This is a genomic window from Dactylosporangium fulvum (assembly GCF_025137375.1).
GTDB lineage: Bacteria > Actinomycetota > Actinomycetes > Mycobacteriales > Micromonosporaceae > Dactylosporangium > Dactylosporangium fulvum.
The window spans coordinates 409449-426668 of record NZ_CP073720.1 but is presented as its reverse complement, the minus strand read 5'-3'; the positions used below and the strand labels follow the sequence as shown (position 1 = coordinate 426668).

The 17220-nt window shown below is 66.7% G+C and carries 14 protein-coding genes; 11 read left to right on the top strand and 3 right to left on the bottom strand.

What is annotated here, in order from left to right:
- Positions 1 to 312 precede the first annotated feature (312 nt).
- The 3 genes from Dfulv_RS01955 to Dfulv_RS01945 all read left to right on the top strand — a co-directional run bounded on the left by Dfulv_RS01955 (position 313) and on the right by Dfulv_RS01945 (position 3083).
- Positions 313 to 888 carry a hypothetical protein gene (locus Dfulv_RS01955; RefSeq protein ID WP_259860875.1) on the top strand — a complete coding sequence of 192 codons (576 nt, stop codon included), beginning with the start codon at positions 313 to 315 and terminating at the stop codon, positions 886 to 888.
- Between the two features lie 2 nt (positions 889 to 890).
- The gene (locus Dfulv_RS01950; protein ID WP_259860874.1) at positions 891 to 1535 is read left to right on the top strand and encodes a nucleotidyl transferase AbiEii/AbiGii toxin family protein; all 645 of its coding nucleotides are present in this window, start codon (positions 891 to 893) and stop codon (positions 1533 to 1535) included.
- A gap of 147 nt (positions 1536 to 1682) precedes the next feature.
- Entirely contained in the window at positions 1683 to 3083 is a 1401-nt protein-coding gene (locus tag Dfulv_RS01945; RefSeq protein WP_259860873.1) for an IS1380 family transposase, read from the top strand.
- A gap of 155 nt (positions 3084 to 3238) precedes the next feature.
- Here the strand turns inward: Dfulv_RS01945 and Dfulv_RS01940 are convergent, their stop codons facing one another.
- Complete coding sequence (locus Dfulv_RS01940) at positions 3239 to 3361, bottom strand: hypothetical protein (RefSeq protein ID WP_259860872.1); 123 nt, start codon at positions 3359 to 3361, stop codon at positions 3239 to 3241.
- Positions 3362 to 3872: 511 nt separating this feature from the next.
- Between Dfulv_RS01940 and Dfulv_RS01935 the strand changes: the two genes are divergently transcribed.
- Positions 3873 to 4529: a DUF6308 family protein gene (locus Dfulv_RS01935; RefSeq protein WP_259860871.1), complete on the top strand. Its 657-nt coding sequence runs from the start codon at positions 3873 to 3875 to the stop codon at positions 4527 to 4529.
- Between the two features lie 282 nt (positions 4530 to 4811).
- Positions 4812 to 6434, top strand: a complete 1623-nt coding sequence (locus Dfulv_RS01930) for a hypothetical protein (RefSeq protein WP_259860870.1) — start codon at positions 4812 to 4814, stop codon at positions 6432 to 6434.
- Positions 6435 to 6851: 417 nt separating this feature from the next.
- On the opposite strand, the gene Dfulv_RS01925 is transcribed toward Dfulv_RS01930, so the two are convergent.
- The gene (locus Dfulv_RS01925) at positions 6852 to 8327 is read right to left on the bottom strand and encodes a hypothetical protein (RefSeq protein WP_259860869.1); all 1476 of its coding nucleotides are present in this window, start codon (positions 8325 to 8327) and stop codon (positions 6852 to 6854) included.
- Positions 8328 to 8577: 250 nt separating this feature from the next.
- Between Dfulv_RS01925 and Dfulv_RS01920 the strand changes: the two genes are divergently transcribed.
- The 4 genes from Dfulv_RS01920 to Dfulv_RS01905 all read left to right on the top strand — a co-directional run bounded on the left by Dfulv_RS01920 (position 8578) and on the right by Dfulv_RS01905 (position 13526).
- The gene (locus Dfulv_RS01920; protein ID WP_259860868.1) at positions 8578 to 9120 is read left to right on the top strand and encodes a GntR family transcriptional regulator; all 543 of its coding nucleotides are present in this window, start codon (positions 8578 to 8580) and stop codon (positions 9118 to 9120) included.
- 188 nt (positions 9121 to 9308) lie between these two features.
- Positions 9309 to 9824: a hypothetical protein gene (locus tag Dfulv_RS01915; protein WP_259860867.1), complete on the top strand. Its 516-nt coding sequence runs from the start codon at positions 9309 to 9311 to the stop codon at positions 9822 to 9824.
- 560 nt (positions 9825 to 10384) lie between these two features.
- Positions 10385 to 11989, top strand: coding sequence for a restriction endonuclease (locus Dfulv_RS01910; RefSeq protein ID WP_259860866.1), 1605 nt, complete (start codon positions 10385 to 10387; stop codon positions 11987 to 11989).
- A 676-nt stretch (positions 11990 to 12665) separates the two neighbouring features.
- Positions 12666 to 13526 carry a hypothetical protein gene (locus Dfulv_RS01905; protein ID WP_259860865.1) on the top strand — a complete coding sequence of 287 codons (861 nt, stop codon included), beginning with the start codon at positions 12666 to 12668 and terminating at the stop codon, positions 13524 to 13526.
- An 88-nt stretch (positions 13527 to 13614) separates the two neighbouring features.
- Here Dfulv_RS01905 and Dfulv_RS01900 read toward each other — a convergent pair whose 3' ends face one another.
- Positions 13615 to 14871, bottom strand: a complete 1257-nt coding sequence (locus Dfulv_RS01900) for an IS256 family transposase (protein WP_259860864.1) — start codon at positions 14869 to 14871, stop codon at positions 13615 to 13617.
- A gap of 506 nt (positions 14872 to 15377) precedes the next feature.
- On the opposite strand from Dfulv_RS01900, the gene Dfulv_RS01895 reads away from it, so the two are divergent.
- The gene (locus Dfulv_RS01895) at positions 15378 to 16376 is read left to right on the top strand and encodes a hypothetical protein (RefSeq protein ID WP_259860863.1); all 999 of its coding nucleotides are present in this window, start codon (positions 15378 to 15380) and stop codon (positions 16374 to 16376) included.
- Positions 16367 to 17158, top strand: coding sequence for a hypothetical protein (locus Dfulv_RS01890; RefSeq protein WP_259860862.1), 792 nt, complete (start codon positions 16367 to 16369; stop codon positions 17156 to 17158). The genes Dfulv_RS01895 and Dfulv_RS01890 overlap by 10 nt, the downstream gene beginning before the upstream one ends.
- The last annotated feature ends 62 nt before the right edge of the window (positions 17159 to 17220 follow it).

The following is a 17220-nucleotide window of genomic DNA, read 5'->3' as shown; positions in this document are numbered from 1 at the left end:
CGGCTTGGGTTCGGCGGGCGTCGCCAGCCCCACCTGCGCAGGAATATCCGGGCAGGCCACCGAGAAGCCAGCGCTGCGTCTGCGGCCCAGCGTCGTGTTCCGGTGGCGATGCCGGCCTGGTCAGCAACTTTACGGCTGGGGGCCGAGTTCGCCAGTTGCGCCGCGAAACACCGGCTCACCCATCGTCCCGGGGGCGCTGGCGGCCGTGCAGTGGCATCGACCGCCGCATACTCGGTGAGCACCTCCAACCCCGCCACAAGCCTCCCGTCTGACATGCCTAGCGCGCTTGGCCTAGCACGGTAGACTGGGTTCATGAGCGACCACGACGAGGACGAGCTGCGTGCCGTGATCGCCGAGTATGAAGCGACGAAGAAGGCAGCCCTCGCGAAGCGCGACGCTGCACTCCGCGCCTTCCACGCCGCAGGGTGGCGGGCAGTCGACCTACAGCGTGTCACCGGCTACAGCCGGGAGACCATCCGCCAAGCGTTGCACCCCGAGGCCCGCCTCGCTGCCAACACCAACCGGCGAAAAACGACCGGCACGACGGTTCGGCCGCCGGCCGACTACGTCCCATACGGCGACCGGAAACGATACGTCGTCGCGGAGACCCTCGCCGAACTCCACGGACCGACGTCGGGCAGCGTCACGTTGCCGCACCACCTCGACTGGTCCGGCAATGCCGAGTATGTCCTGGACCGGCCGACCCGCCTCGCGTCCATGTACAAGACCGTTCTCACCGAGGCGACAACCACCAGCGACCTTCGGGACTGGCTCGACGGCGCCACGCTCATCCGGCTCTGGCCGCAGCTCTGGCTGCCGGCCCAGCTCCGCCGCTTGTGGGAGGACCGGTTCCACGAGCTCGGCGCGGCGAGAACGACGGCATCCTGATCATGGACGCCTTCCATGAACGGCTCGCCAAACTCGGACTGGCCGCCACCGATCGCTACGGCTTTGCGCTCGCCGGCGGCTATGCGGTTCAGGCCGCCGGCTTCCTGCATCGCCCGAGCGAGGACGTGGATCTCTTCACCGCGTGGGACCGGCGCAGTGAATTCAGCGCGGCGGTCGCCGCGGTCCTCGATGCATACCGAGGTGACGGCCTCGAGGTACGGATTGAACTCCGGTACGACACCTTCACCCGTCTCACCGTCACCGATAGCCGGCACACTTCGAAGGTGGAGCTGGGCGTTGATTGGCGTGCCAAAGAACCCGTGCTGATGGCCATCGGCCCTGTACTCCACCCCGACGACGCCATCACGAACAAGATGGCCGCGCTGTACGGGCGTGCGCTCGCCCGCGACTTCATCGACGTCGACGCCGCGCTCCGATCCGGCCAGTACGACCGGGAAACGCTGCTGCGGTTCGCGGAGCAGGCGGACAGCGGCTTCGACCGCCGCATGTTCGCCGCCGCGATCGGACAGGCTCAGGTGCTGGACGACGACGACTTCGCGCGGTACGGCATACGCGACAAGGAACTCGACGGGCTCCGCACTCGATTCGCAGCGTGGCGTGCAGAACTCCTCGACGGCACGAGCTGACGGTACCGGCGACTTGTGGCGCCTTAGCCTCAATCCACCGACCAACCGTGACGTCGGGAGACGAGAAGGTATGGGAAATGCCCTCTGAACTGGAAGGATGGGAGTTCTCTACGCTTCCATTCCCCTGGTCGAGAGGGCATCTCGTAGGTGCGATTGTTGCATGCTCGCCGCGCGGCGGACGCGGTGTTCGACGAGGCGAATCTGGTGTCGTGTGCCGGGCTGGTGCCGGTGATGGGCCTGGCCGAACGCGTTGATCTGGCCGGGCTGGTCACGGCACGGGTGCGGCCGGACCTGTCCACGGGATCGAACCCGGGCGGCAAGGCCGCCGCGGTCGTGGCCGGCATGGCTGCCGGCGCGGACAGCATCGACGACCTGGACGTGTTACGCCACGGTGGGATGGCGGCGCTGTTCGGCGGGGTGTACGCACCCTCGACGCTGGGGTCGTTCCTGCGATTCTTCACCTGGGGCCACGCCCTGCAGCTGGAGGCCGCGGCCCGGGACCTGCTGGCCGCCCTCGCCGCGGCCACGCCGCTGCTACCCGGCGCGTCCGGTAATTCGGGGCAGGTGTATGTCGACGTGGACTCGTTGCTGCGGCGGGTCTACGGCCACGCCAAACAGGGCGCCGGGTTCGGCCATGCCAAGGTCGGCGGCTACCGCGTGCGGCTGCGCGGACTGTCCCCGCTGGTGGCCACGATCAGCACCGACTGCGCGGCCCCGGTCGTCGCCGCGACCCGGCTGCGTGGCGGCAGCGCCGGTTCCGCCCGCGGCGCGGCATCCCTCGTCACACAGGCGATCGCCACCGCCCGGGCCTGCGGTGCCACCGGCCGCGTCCTGGTGCGGGCCGACTCGGCGTTCGGCTCCGGTGCCGTGGTGTCGGCCTGCCGCAAGGCCGGGGTGAACTTCTCGCTCACCCTGCAGTCCAACGTCAAGCTCCGCGCGGCCATCGACGGCATCGACGAGGCGGCGTGGACCCCGGTGCGTTACCCCGGCGCGGTGTTCGATGAGGACACCGGGTGCTGGATCGCCGAGGCCGAGGTCGCCGAAACGGTCTACACCGCGTTCGAGTCCAGCCGCCACAAGGTCACCGCGCGGCTGGTCGTGCGCCGGGTCAAGGAACGCAACCCCGCCCCGGCAGGTCAGGAAGCGTTGTTCCCGCTGTGGCGGTACCACGCCTTCCTCACCGACACCACCGAAGCCACCATGGACGCTGACCTGACCCACCGCGGCCACGCCGTCATCGAACAGGTCTTCGCCGACCTCATCGACGGGCCCCTGGCCCACCTACCGTCGGGCCGGTTCGCCGCCAACGCCGCCTGGCTGACCCTGGCCGCGATGGCCCACAACCTGCTGCGCGCCGCCGGCTGCCTGACCAGCCCCCGCTACGCCACCGCCCGTACCGCCACCATCCGCCGGCACCTGATCGCCATCCCAGCCCGGCTGGCCCGCCGGGCCCGACGTCTCATCCTGCACCTACCGAACCACTGGCCCTGGCAGCGCTCGTGGCAAACCCTGTTCGACCGCGTCCACGCACCACCTGCCACCGCCTGACCCCGGACCGACCGCCCACCACGGGCCGACCACCGCCCATGGAGCATGCCGGAGCGCCCGGCGGATCAATCACACCCATCCACCACATCAATCAGTGCACATCGATGAAATGCCTGGCAGTGGCCGCGATCCAAGGCCAGTCGGTGGATTCAGGCTTAGGCGGCCGAGCGGAACTGCTCGTACCGTTCCCCGATCCGGCTCGGGTCGGGATGGTCGCGGCGGGGGCGCGGCAGGTAGATGACGGAGCCGTGCATCTCCTGGAGTCCGTGCCGGAGCATCGGTCCGTCGATCTTGGTCAGGATGTCCTCGCGTATCTCGACGACTCGGTCCGGCCGGATGCCGAGGATATTCGCTGCAGACCACCAACCATCACCGCGGCGTTTCCACCGACCATGACTCCACGGAAGCAGCGACCTACCCCGACACCATCAGCCTCGCCGCGGCGATCCTCAACCGCAGCCACGCTGATACACACGAGCAAGATCTACTGGCGAAAGCCGCCGAACGCTCAAGCCAGCTGCGGGCGTCCAGCTGTCCCGTCTCAGCTGATCTGAGGCACCGACGGCCGCGCTGACCTGCGGTGCCTCAGAAACACCAAGCGTCCTACGGGATGGTCGAGACTTTACCGCGAGGCGCGTGTCGTCGGTGAGCCGCACGGTCCCTGGTCCAAAATCGGCGTGGCGGTGCCACCCCGCCATCTCTTTCGCGCAGCAACGGCTGGCCGTTTGCCGATCTTGTCGGACCGGTTGGTGCTCCCGATCCGCGAACGCGCCATATACGGTGGCCGCCGTGACATGGCGACTGCCGGACGCGCTGCAACCCAACGACGATGATCGAGCGGTGGCGCTGTTGCGTGCCTACTACCGCCGGGACGAGGGTCGCCCGCTCGGTGTTGCCTACACCGGCGCTCGGTTCGATTGCTGGGACTCCACCGGCACCCGGGCGCGGGACACTGACCGGTTCACCGCGGACGATCTCGTCGCGCTGCGCTTCCTCAGCATCAAGGTCACCGCTGACACCGTCGGTGCGTTGCTGTGTGACCGGGCCGACGAGTTCAACGACCTGCTCGAGCAGGTCGGCCAGGACCGTGACCTGGCCGACCTGCCGGACACCGAGCTCGCTGGCGGTTCGCAGTGGCCTGCGTGGTGGCTGCATGAACGGCTTTGCACGATCGACGGCGTCGACTGGGTCACCGCCGGGAAGCTCCTGGCCCGCAAACGACCTCGGCTGATCCCGATGTACGACAGCGTCGTGCGTGAAGTCGTCGGAGCTCCGGTCGCATTCTGGCCGGCGATGCACCAAGCGCTGAGGGCGGACGGTGCGGCGCTGCACCGCCGGCTGCTGCGGCTGCGCGCTGCCGCAGACCTGCCTACGTCGATCTCAGCGCTGCGCGTGTTTGATGTGCTGGCCTGGATGAGCGGCCAACCCCAGCGGTCCTCCCGTTGACACCCGTCGGCTCAGGACGCGAAACGTCGAGGTGCGCTGGCGGTGCCGCCTTCAGCATCACCTTGCGCATTCACGGCGACACCACATCCGAACCGCCCGCGGTGACCCGCAGATCCCCTCGACCACGCCGTAAGCTGCACCTCGGAAGTGCCTCCCTCGAAGAGAAACCTGTAGACGTCGCGATCACAAGTTTCCCTTGCAGGGCAGGCACTTCCGCTCATCTACACGCCGACGAACAACCCATCTTGGCGATCACGGTGAATCACCCAGGCTAGGACAGGCATGAACGACGAGATTGAACCGGACTCCACCTTCGAGGGCCCTGGCACCGCCGATGCTGGCGAGGACGGGGCTCCGCCGTTGGCTGCGCTCGTGCAGATCGAAGACGGACTCGCGGTTCTTTACGGTGATCACCTCCCTGCCGGAGCCGAGTTCATCCCGTTCACGCTCATTGACGAGCCCACCCGCGCCTCGATCTCCACCGCTATCGCAAGTGCTTCCGGCTTCGGCAACACCGTCGCTCAGGGAGTGAACGGCATCATGCAGGCGCAGGGCCTCGTGCGCTTGGCCCCGCAGACGCTCGAGCAACTCAAGACCGCGGCGCCCCTCATGAAGGGCGGCTGGAACCTTGGCACCCTCGCGAGCGAGGGAAAGTTCGTTGCCCAGGTGAGGTGGCTTCCGGCCGGCGGGGCTTCGGCAGCGTCTGTCATCGCGTCGATGGGTCCGGCGCTGACGATGATGGCCATCCAGTTCCAGCTCAATCAGATTGCCGACCTTGCTCAACACAACCTCGAGCTCACCTCCAAGGTGCTGCAAGTCGTACGCCAGGAGCTGTGGTCGCAGGTGACGGGCTACCACAACACGCTCCTGAAGGAACTGGGCAACGCCCGCGAGATCGGCATGGTCACCGATGCCATCTATAAGGAGATCCGCGGCTACCAAGGACCGCTCTCGACACAATGGGATCTCTTCGAGAAGGCCATTCATGCGCACGTCAAGGAACTCCGGCCGAAGCAGGGGCACAAGGAACGCCAGCAGTACCTGACTGACCACGGCGAGGCAATCATTGCCGACGTTCAAGCACTCCTGCTGGCCCAGACATCGTGGTTCCTGTACCAGGCGCTACGCGCCGGCCATTTGCTCAACAGCGCCGGGTCAAACCCGCAAGACGCGGCACTGCTCAAGAAGCTGGTGACGGATGCTCAGGAACTCCACGACAAGGCGCTCGACGAGACCAATTGGCTGCTCGAGGAGCTCGCTCGGGAGTTCGCTGTCATCGGCGAGTTGCCGGGCAAACGGACGTTCAAGATCGGCGGCAGCGCCCGAGCAGCCAAGGAGTCGGCGCGGATGGTGCGGCAGCTGCAGAAGGCCCTGGCAGCAGTCCGCGACGAGCCCGCGCCGACCGAGCCGAAGCCTCTCGCCCTGCCGTCGACTCAGGTATTCGACGGAACCGTTCCGGCAGAGCTGCAACGCATCCTGCCGCTGCGTCTGCAGAACGGGGAGCGGGTGCTCGCGCTTGCGGATGCAACCTGTGATCGCTGGGGCCTACACCTCCGCGATGCCGGCTGGGTCGCGGTCACCAACCAGCGCGTGCTCATCGCTAAGCAGGACTCGCTGCGTCGTCTGGGCACCATCGACATCGAACTGGACCTCGATGACATCCGTTACGTCCGCAGGCCGGACCGGAGCGACAAGGCTCCGGTCCTGGACATCATCACTACGGAAACGAATCTGACGCTGAAGTTTCACTCCTGGGCCAAGAGCGGCGTTCACCGGACGGCGGCGGAGCGCTTCGGCGAACTGCTCGCGAGCTTTATGCAACTCCCGGCTTCTGAAGTGCCGACGGTTCAGATCCCTGAACTGACTGTCCGGGATGCCGAAGGACCTCACGCTCTTGGGGAGTGAGTCGGCCCTCCGGCGTTTACGTCGTGCCGACCACTAAACTGGGATCGAAACGGCTGCGTCGCTCCGCCCCCGGTCGTTTGTTGGCGACGGCACCTCTTCGGTAGATGTCGCTGCATCTGGGCGGAATGACTCACCCCCACACGTGCGACTTCCGGATGTCGATCGTCGCCACTCGGCGTCGACGCGGTTTCGAACTGAGGCGAGCACGTAGTCGCGTTCCAGCGTCCCGCAGACCGCAACCTAGCCTCAATGATTCGCGCCTGACGCCTGCTCCTTCGGCCCGCTACGCCTGATCGTTGATCGATGCGGTTGCGGTTCCGGGCCCGGAATGGCTCTTATGCAGGTGTGGCACGAGGAGTGGTTGGGGTTTCGTTGCGTGGCCTGGGTTGGCGGGGCGCTGCCGGTGGCCGCTGGGTGTCAGCGGTTGATCAGGCGGGTCAGGCCGGCGACTGCCGCGGTTGTGAGGACCCAGCCCATGACGACCAGTCCTGCCGCGATGTACTGCGCTGTGCCTGTTGGCTTCCATGCCGTGTCGTGTCCGAGGTTGATAATCGGCAGCAGTAGGTCCAGCGCGTACAGCGCGGGGTTGCGTTCCGGTGCCTCGGCCGGGTTGCGGGCTGGTGCCGGCCAACGGGTGAACGCGGCCGTTCCGATCGCCCAGCAGCCAAGCAGCCACAGCCCGGCCAGCCACGTCCGGTAGCCGTATCCGACCAGCCCGTCGAGCAGATAGCCGGCGAACCGCCCGGGCCAGTGCAGCGTCGCCCGCCGGCGCCGGTGCTTTTCCAGCAGTACCCGCCGGGCCTCCACGTCCTGACCGTTGCGCCGGTACACCTCGGCCAGCTGCTCGTACGGCTGCGGGGCATAGCCGTCCGGACTGCGGCGAAGCCAGTCCAGACGGCTACGTACGCCGACCGCCGCCAGCCCGGACGGCCCGCGCGGCTGCGGGCCCGACTCGAACGCACGGGACATCACCAGCCGGTACGTGCAACCGACCAGGTCGAGTTCGGCCGGCCAGACCCGCGGGTCGTCGAACAGCGTGTCGACCCGCAGACCTGACAGGCGCACGCGGCCGACCGGCGGCTCGCGGAAGCCCAGCCACACGCTGCCGGCCGTGCTGCCACCGAGGTTCAGGGCGAACCCGTCGGGGCTGCGCAGCGTGGCGTCGACGAACCAGAGCTGACCGCCGACGTCGACGTGGATCAGCATGACGTCGCCGTCAGCGGTGAACCCGGCGCCGGCACGTACGTTGCCGCCCACGCGCAGCCGGTCGCCGCCGACCACCCGCCCGGCCGGGTTGTCCAGGACGGCACCGTCGAGCAGCACATTGCCGCCGACCTGGGCACCGCCGAGCCATAGCTCGCCGGCCGTGCGCAGCTCGGTGGCGCGGAGGCTGCCACCGACGCTGAGGCGGGCAGCCGCGAGCGCGTTGCCGGCCGGATTGCGCAGCTGCGCCCGGTCGAGATCGAGGTCGCCGCCGATCCGCGCGTCGCGCAGGTCGACCGGGCCGCCGATCGTGCTCTCCGTGCACAGCACGTCTCCCCGCACGTCCACGAGCCGGGCCTGCAGCCCTGGCAGTCGGCAACGAACCAGGTGCAGGCCGGCCAACCGGGCGCCGGACACGTCGACCGGATCGGCCAGAGTGCAGTCGTGCAGCTCCACCGGCACGGCCACATCGGTATGGGCGATGTCGAGCACGCCGACGACCGTCGCACCCCGCAGCCGCAGAGCCGCCCGCGGGTGTGTCGTACGGTCGACCGGGCGGGCGAGGAGGTCGGCGAGCACCGAAGCCCGCACGGTGCGCCTCCGGTCCGCGAGACCCGTCTCGATGCCGGCGAAGAAGCCAGTCCATACGCGCTTCTCGACAGCGGTCAGGCGATGCGGAGGCCGACGCATCCCATGATGATCGCAGATATCGATGCGATGCCGCGGATACCGACCTGACGGTGGCGAACGCCGCCGACTCGACGATCACCCACGTCGACGGCTGACATCCCAACCCCTCGCCGAATGCACTACCGGCACCGGTCATTCACCGTGCTGGGGTGCGCAGAGTCCGAACCCGCAGCGGTTGCCCGTTGCGAACGGGAGGGAAGCCAGTGAGTGGCGCGCGTCCCGGTAGAGCGTGGCCAATACGAGGGTGAGCATGGAGGACCTGCTCTCGTCGCTGTCTGAAGCTGATCCCGGGCCGAAGCCGCGTCCTGTGATCGACAAAGGTAGTAGCCCGTACCGGCGGCGCAGCATCTTGGCCATTATGGCCATATGGCTTATATTGATTGTCATGCCTTCGCCGACCGAGCTGCGGGTCAGCTACCACGACATTGCCGCCGAGTTGCGCCGCCGGATCTTCGCCCACGAACTGCCACCCGGTGTCAGCCTGCCCAGCGAAAGTGACCTTTCTGCTGCGTTCAGGTGCGGACGGCAGATGGTGCGGGAGGCGATCGGGGAACTGGCCCGTGAGGGTCTGGTGTCCACGGCGCGTGGCCGGCCAGCCATGGTGCGGCAGTCGCCAGAGTGGGAAACGGCCCTCCTGCAGGCTGGTGTGGTCGTGACGACACGCCCGGTGACCCGGCCGGAGGCCGTGCAGCATGGTTGGTCGATGGGAATGCCGGTGCTCGAGGTCCGGACGGCTGGCGGTGAGCCGGTGTTGTATCTCGCCGACCGCTACGGTCTCACCACTGCCGGGTAACCGCCGCCGTCGAGGTGGCATGCCGAGTGCAGCATCCGCGGGCCCGATGCCTGGAGGTGCACCGGCAGGTGCACAGGATCGGCGCCAGGTAGCCCTGGCCGCCGGCCGGCTTCTGGTCGTGGGTCAGACGCTGCACCTGCCAGAGTCAGGTCGCCTCCACTGTGGACCGGATGGCATCATACCGAGCCATGGCAGCAGACTGGATCGGTACGGTCAGCACGGCAGTGGTTGGCCTCGCAGGTATTTCGAGCACGCTCTGGACCACAAACCGGGCCAGGAAATCCGAGCGAGAGTTGGCCATGAACGCGGTCACGGTAGAACGAGATCGTCTGCAACTGCAGCTATGCCGTGAGGAGTACTTGGCCTACTTGCGCGTAGTGGAATCGGCATTTGATCTCCAGAATAAAATTCGTCACACGTACGCCACCGATGAGATCGAGCAGGACACGTATCAGGCAGCCGATGCCAAGCTTGTGGAGTTGATTGAGCATGTTGTGCGCCTACGCCTCTGCGCTCCTGAGCTGATCGTCGACAAGGCGGACAACCTGCGTAAAACGATCGCAGGTATGTTCGAGCAGACTCTTGCTAACGGCGGCGCACTATTGGACACGTATGCGGAGGCCCAACGGGCGCTAACCAACGTGATGCGCGAAGATTTAGACCGTCGGGAGCGCGCCATTGGCATGGACTATTCGTCGTCGTGACGTCGTGATCGCCCATGCCGGCTGAAACTGTCACCGTCGATCTGTAACGGATCAACTGGAGCCCGATAACCCAGACCCGGGAAGCGCTACGACGTCTCGACGAGAGCCTGGAGCGGTAAGCATGCTGCTGCACGGCCCGGCTCTGTGGCATCTCAGGGGCGCCAGCCTGACCTGGAGCTAAGAGCCGACGGCGGGACTTGAACCCGCAACCTTCCGACTACAAGGCGAGTTATGTCCGGTTTTACGAGTATTGTGCGTGCCACTTAGTACCGTCTTGTCCCGAATTTAGTCCAGCCCAGCAGGCCGAATCCAGGGCGAAGGGGAGGCGTCCGGAAACGCCGGAGCACGCAACGAGCACAGGCGAATCCATAGTGGACGATCCCTGCTTTGCCCAATCGCGGGCACCTTGCCCCATTCGCCAAGAGGGTCTGGGCCCCGATCTACTTGACGCGGCCCCAGCGGAGAGCACTCCTGACGGAGGGCAATCGGGAAGTCACTCCAGGTCTCGACGGGGGCGGCTGCGGCCGATAACCTGAGTCGAGGGCGTCGATGGGTGGCCGATGGCTTCGAACAAGCGAGTGGGCAATTCGGACTTCTACCGGATGCAACAGAATCTGGCGAGGCAGGCTCAACGTGATCAGCGCGCCGCTGAACGCGCCGCCGCCGCTGCCGAGCGGGAAGAGAAGGCGAAGTACTTCGCATCCCGGAGGGATGAAGCCGAGCGCAGAACCGCCGACATCGCACAGTTGGTTGCGATGCTCGACGGGCTATTGGTCGAGGGCATACGACGCCCGGCAAAGATCGACTTGGGTCGCTGGAAGCGAGCCGTCAGCCGAAGGGTGTTCGAAGCCGGAGACCTAGGCACCTCGGCCCAACGACCTGAGTGGAGGCAATTCGAGCCGGCCGCACCCGGGATGGTGTCGACGCTATTCGGCGGCAAGGAGCGTTACCAGGCCGCTCTGTCGAAGGCCCGGCGCCGATTCGGCGATGCGACGGCGAATTGGGAGCGGCAAGAGCTCGACCGGCAACAGCGGTTGGCGCAGGCGCGCGCAGCGTTCGATATCCGGGTGGCGGAGGAGCGGGCGGAGTGCATGGAGCACAACCGCCGGATCGATGCAGAGATCGCGTCGCTCAACGAGCGACGCCGGCCAAACGTGGAGCGGTATTGCGAGCAGGTGCTTGCTCGGCTGCTGCTTCCACCACAGTTCCCGCGCCGCGCCGAGGTCGCATACAACCCCGACGCAGAGCAGCTTGTGGTCCAACTACAACTGCCGGGCACCGATATCGTGCCGACCGCGAAGTCGTTCCGCTATGTCCAGAGCGGCCAGAACAGGGACACGATAGTCGAGACGAAACGTCCAGACGCGGAAGTCAAGAAGCTCTACCGCGACGTCATCGCGCAGGTGACACTGTTGGCGCTGCGTGATCTGTTCGATGCTGACAGGCGCCTGCAGAAGGTGGCATTCAACGGGCACGTGGACTCGATCAACCCGGCTACCGGACGCCAGGAGTATCCGTGCCTGATCAGTCTTGACGTCACGCGGACGACGTTCGAGCGGCTCATCCTCGACCGCGTCAGCCCGGCCGACTGTTTGCGTTACCTAAATGCCCGCGTGTCCGAGCATCCTTATGCCTTGAAGCCGATCGAGCCGATCCTCATCTTCGACATGAGCAGGTTCGCCTTCATTGAAGGTCTCGACGCTGTATCGTCCCTCGACCACCGGCCGGATCTTATGGACATGGGGTACGGCGAGTTCGAGCATTTGGTGCGTCAGGTCTTCGAGGCGATGGGCATGCAGGGATGGACCACCACGTCGAGTAAGGATGATGGCGTGGATGCAGTGGTCAAGAACCCAGATCCGTTTGTCGGCGGGGTGACCATCATTCAGGCCAAACACTACAAGAACGTAGTTGGGGTAAACCACATCCGCGAACTGGCCGGCGCCATGGAGGAAAAGAAGGCGGGACGCGGCATCCTGGTCACGACCTCATGGTTCACTGCAGGCGGCCGGGAGAAGGCATATGAACACGGACGCATGCAGCTCGTCGACGGCCAGAATCTCATCTTCTTGATTAAGAAGTACATCGGCAAAGACGTCGTCATCGGCGTGAGGCGGCCCAGGAACGCAGCATCTATCGACCAGCCGGACCTTCCAGAGGGTTGAGAATTCCCGACAAAGCGCAACGTCGCCGAAGCGGAGAGGGCTGCCGCCGTGGTGGGCCAACGAGCAGGCCAGCGCCTACGTATCGACTCAGCGCGACGATGGCAAGCGGGAGGTGTTCGACCACCCCGGCATCCGCGTCATGGCCGCATCGGCAGAGCACGTCTTCGCAAGGCTTTCGCGGCCCGCAACCGCGACGAGGACGACCTGCGCACACTCGCCGACATCATCGGCATCACCACCGTCGAAGCCGCATGTGCGTTATGCGAACGATTCTTCCCCGGAGCCACTGCCACCACGATCACAAGCGATGCTGGAAGATCTCTTCAACTCCGGCGATCGCTGATTTACAGCCTGGGCGCCTCCTGCCCAAGAACCGCGGTCCACTCGCACGGCAACGAGCAGGCCTTGCGACCATCGCCTACCTTCGACCGCGCGGCGACGACTGAGCCTACTGTCGACGAGGAATGGGGCTGCCTGAACCCCGTGTTGCCGGGTATCCTAGCACCGGACAAGGGGGACCAATTGTTATGCGAACGGGACTTCGCCGCCTCCGGCCTTCAGGTCGAGACAGATCAGCCGCAGCACGGTGACGGCCGTGACTGAAAGTCCGACTGGGGACGAGTTCCACCGCAGAGTCCAAGCCGCAGCAACTGCATTTGCTGTACCGCAACAACGGGTGGATGAACTCACCGAAACTATCGGGACGCTGCCCAGTTGGCAACAGGCCCCATTCGTTGCCGCGTGGACGCATGCGACAGTCCTGTCCCTCGCCGAACGGCACGCAGGCTGCCAGCAATTGGACTGTCCCTCCTGCGTAGACCTCACCGATATCATTGCGATGCTGCTCGCCGCAGGCGAGCTTCGCCTCACCGAAGCGCTCGACCGTAGCAGCGCCGGCCATGACCTTGAAGTGCTCGACCGGGCGAGTCAGGCAGGTCCCGGTAGGACGAAAGTGTCGACCGCTGGCGAACCGGCTTCCAGCGGCGCAGTACCACCCCAGCGGGCTGCAGACGAACTTACGGACGTTCGGTCGTCACGCCGTCAAGCGACAGTCCCGGCCGATGCGACCCGGCAGCCGCACAGCGGCAACGGACGCCGCCGGTGTGCCGATGCATCTTTACGCCGGATGGCGCCGGCGTGGCTGGTACTGCTCGGCACCGTGACGCTGGTCGTCGTCGCATCGGCCATACTGACAGCCGGCTTTCAGGCGTGGCGGGCACTCCCCGCGCTCGGAGCGGAGTCAGCGGTTGGTCGTGGGACGATGACCGGTCTCATCGCGTTACTGCCAGTGGCCGCCGCCGGGTGGGCGTTCGCACCTTGGCGCGAGCGGCGACGTTGGCAGCGGTTCATCGCGCTCGGTGCAGCCGGTCTAGCTCTGGCGCTCGACTTTGGGGCGTGGGTCGCCTTCGCAGGCACCGAGCGGCTGCCGTCCCCCTGGTTCGCGGCCGCCGTGTTCACCTGCATACACGCCTGCGGCCCGTTGACGCTGATCCTGTTCCTTCAAGGTTGGACAGGCAGGGCCAACGAGTCTGAATGAGGGTTGATAGGGTGACGGGCCGTTCGCGAAAGGCCACGTCCGCGCTGGTGGTGTAGGAACGGCCAGCGCTGATCCAGATAGTTGAATGTTATGCCGCGGCGAGTTCGGTGGTGGTCGGTTCGGTGTCGGTTCCCTCGTTCGTGATCACGGTGAGGCGGGCCTTGGCGAGGATGTCCAGACCCATGTAGCGGCGGCCTTCGGTCCATTCGTCGGTCTGTTCGGCCAGGACAGCGCCGATGAGGCGGATGATGGCGGCGCGGTTGGGGAAGATCCCGACGACGTCGGTGCGGCGGCGGATCTTCTTGTTCAGCCGCTCTTGGGGGTTGTTGGACCAGATCTGGCGCCAGACCTCGCGGGGGAACGCGGTGAACGCGAGCAGTTCCTCGCGGGCGTCGTCGAGGTGCTCGGCCGCGGCGGGGAACCGTTCGGCGATCGCGGTCACGACCCGGGTGTACTGGGCGTGGACCGAGGCGGCGTCGGGCTGGTCGAAGACGGTGCGCACGAGGGTGGCGACCCATGGCTGGGCGGATTTGGGGACTTTCGCGAGCAGGTTGCGCAGGTAGTGGGTGCGGCAGCGCTGCCAGGACGCGCCGGGCAGCGCGGCGCCGATCGCCGAGACCAGGCCGCGGTGGGCGTCGGAGACCACGAGCTTGACCCCGGACAGGCCGCGGGCGGTCAGGGAGCGCAGGAAGGCCAGCCAGCCGGCGCCGTCCTCGTCGCCGGCCTGGTCGGAGGCGACGTCCAGGCCGAGGACCTCGCGTTGGCCGTCGGCGTTGACCCCGACCGCGACCAGGGCGTGGACGTTGACGGTCCGGCCGTGCTCCCGGACCTTGATCACGAGGGCGTCCATCCACACGAACGTGTAGTGGGCGGCGTCGAGGGGCCGGTTGCGGAACGCCTCGACCTGCGTGTCCAGGTGGGCGGCCATCTCCGACACCTGGCTGCGTGACAGCGATGTGACGCCGAGTTGCTCGACGAGTTTCTCCACCCGCCGGGTCGACACCCCCAGCAGGTAGGCGGTGGCCACCACCGACACGAGGGCCTGTTCGGCGCGGCGGCGGTGCTGCAGCAGCCAGTCCGGGAAATAGGAGCCGTGGCGCAGCTTCGGGATCGCCAGTTCCACCGTGCCGGCGCGGGTGTCCCAGTCCCGGGCCCGGTAGCCGTTGCGCTGGTTCGTGCGTTCGTCGCTGCGCTCGCCGTAACCGGCGCCGCACAGCGCGTCGGCCTCGGCGGACATCAGCGCTTCGGCGAACGTCTTCACCATCGTGCGCAACAGATCGGGTGACGCGGACTCGATGTGCTCGCGCAGGAACGCGGCACCGTCCACACTCACAGGTGCGGCCATCGCTTGGTCTCTCCTTCGATCTTTGGTCAGTTCGAAGGATCAAGCGGTGGCCGTTCCCATTCCGGCATCCCCACTCAAAGTGGGCGAGTCGTACACCACCTCAGAGGACGCAGCCTCGCGAAACCTACCCGGCGCGAAAGCGTCCGAGCCGCTGCCGTAGCGCCGACTGGCGTCACGCGCGAGCGGCGGTCAACGCCGGCGGTGCCGGCGCATCGCATCCACCCAGCCTACGAACTCGCGGGCGCGCAGCACCGGCACGTCCCGCCAGGGCGACTTGCTAGTCAGGTCGGCATCCTCCGAGACGATAAGCAGAGCACCGACCTCCTCCGCCGCCAGGTCGAACGCCAGGCGCTTCTCGCCGTAAGGCCGAGCGCAGGTACCTCACCGTTCCGTGGCCGGTCGCCATGTACGACGCGCCGTCGCGCGAGGCCTGACCGCCGCCACAAAGCGGCGGCAGCTTCGCTGTAACCTACCTAGAAATTTCCTAGGTAGGTTACATTGTTTCCGTGGAGACCGTTGACGGTGTCGAGTTGCTGCTCGACGCCGGGTTGGACCGACGGGTCGTGGACAGCGCCGAGATCGATGTCGGTACCGGCGACGGCCGATGGTCACGTCGCCAAGTCATGCTGCTGCGCCATTCGCCGAGCCCGCGCGAGATCGATCGCGCCGTGAGGGCGCTCCGACCGCGCGTGGACGGGCTGATCTTCGTGGTACCGCGAGCGGGGCGTGCCTTGAAGAGTGCCGCCGAACGGGATCACCGCGTCGCCTATGCGGCGGTTGATGAGGCGGTCGTCTGCTTTCAAGGCGAGACGTACCGGGCTGGTGACCAGCGGCCGGCCGTCCCCGCACATCCGGGTCGCACGAGTTGGACCAGGCTCGCCATGCTCCGGTTGTTCGCACTGAGCCCGGCCAAGCCGTTGTCGCAGTCGGAGATCGCACGTCAGATTGGCGTGTCGCACGTTGCGGTCGGCAAGCAACTACCGCTGCCCGACGAGTTGGTGGCGCGCACGCCGGCCGGCTGGCAGGTCGTGGACCGGGCGGGGTGCTGGGATCGCTTCATGGCGGACTATCCAGGACCTCGCGGGTTGACCACGTACTGGGCGACGACCGGGGACCCCGCCGCCCAGCTCGAACGTATCGAACACGTTGCCCTCGACCGAGGAGACGCCCCGCCGGCCGTGTCCGGCGACCTCGCCGCCGACCTGTACGCCCCGTGGCGCCGCCCGAGCCGCGTCGTCGCCTACGTCGTCAACCAGCCCTCTTTGGAGGAGCACGGATTCGCGGTCGTACGGCCGACGGATGCGACCGTCGAGTTGTGTACCCCTCGGGATCCGACCGTGCTAACCATGTCCCGCGCATTGCCATCCAAACGGCAAGGAAACCCACGTCGGTACACCGACCCGCTGATCGCTGCATGGGATCTCCGCCGGTCACCCGGCGGGGATGTCGACGCAGCGGTCGACCAACTCCGAGCGCGGGCACTCCGGGAGCGGCTGTGGAGATAGGGCGTCACGTCGAACTCGTCGCCACCGCGTACGCGGACGAACTGTCAATACGATCCCTCGCGGAGATCAGTGCGATCACCGCCGACCAGAACGTTCGCATCATCGGCGGGCAAATGGCTTCGCTGCTGTTGACCGCCTTCCCCGTATCCGGGATCGACGTACGCCGCACCCGTGACGCCGACGCCGCCATCACTACCGAACTCGCCGGATCCGGCGTCATCCATCAACGCCTCCTCGACCACGGGTACACCGCTACCAGTGGCAACAGCTACACGCGGCCGGTACCCGACCTCGCCGTCGACGGCGGACCTGTTCCGGAGCTCACCGTCGACTTGCTCATACCGTCCCTCGATGGGCGCTTCCAACCGCAGGAACTCGGCGGGCGCGCGTTCGACTCAGCCCCTGGGCTCGCCCCAGCCCTGGCCGCCGACCCCATCGTGATCGACGCGAGAGCGCGGATGCTCAACGGCACCGCGCTGGAGTTCACCGTGCGCGTGCCCACGGTCGAACTCGCGCTCGTCATCAAGGCGCTTGCGTACGGCTCGCGCCTGCAGGCCCGGGATGTCGAGGACGTCTACCGTCTTCTGGAGATCATCGACACCTATCCTCCCGACGAGATCGGTGGCTGGCGGCTTTCCGAGACGCCCTTACGGGCCTCACGCCGCGATGCCGCAGTGCACCTACACGAACTGGCCCGACGCAGCCGACGCCGCTCCGCTCTCGATGTCCCGGCAGCCCGGCTCGCAACGCTCATCGCATCCCTGGTCACTCGGCCCGGCTGACGACTTGACCTTCACGCAAAGGCAAGCGTTGATCGACGTCCACCGAGTCACCGGGAGCGTCG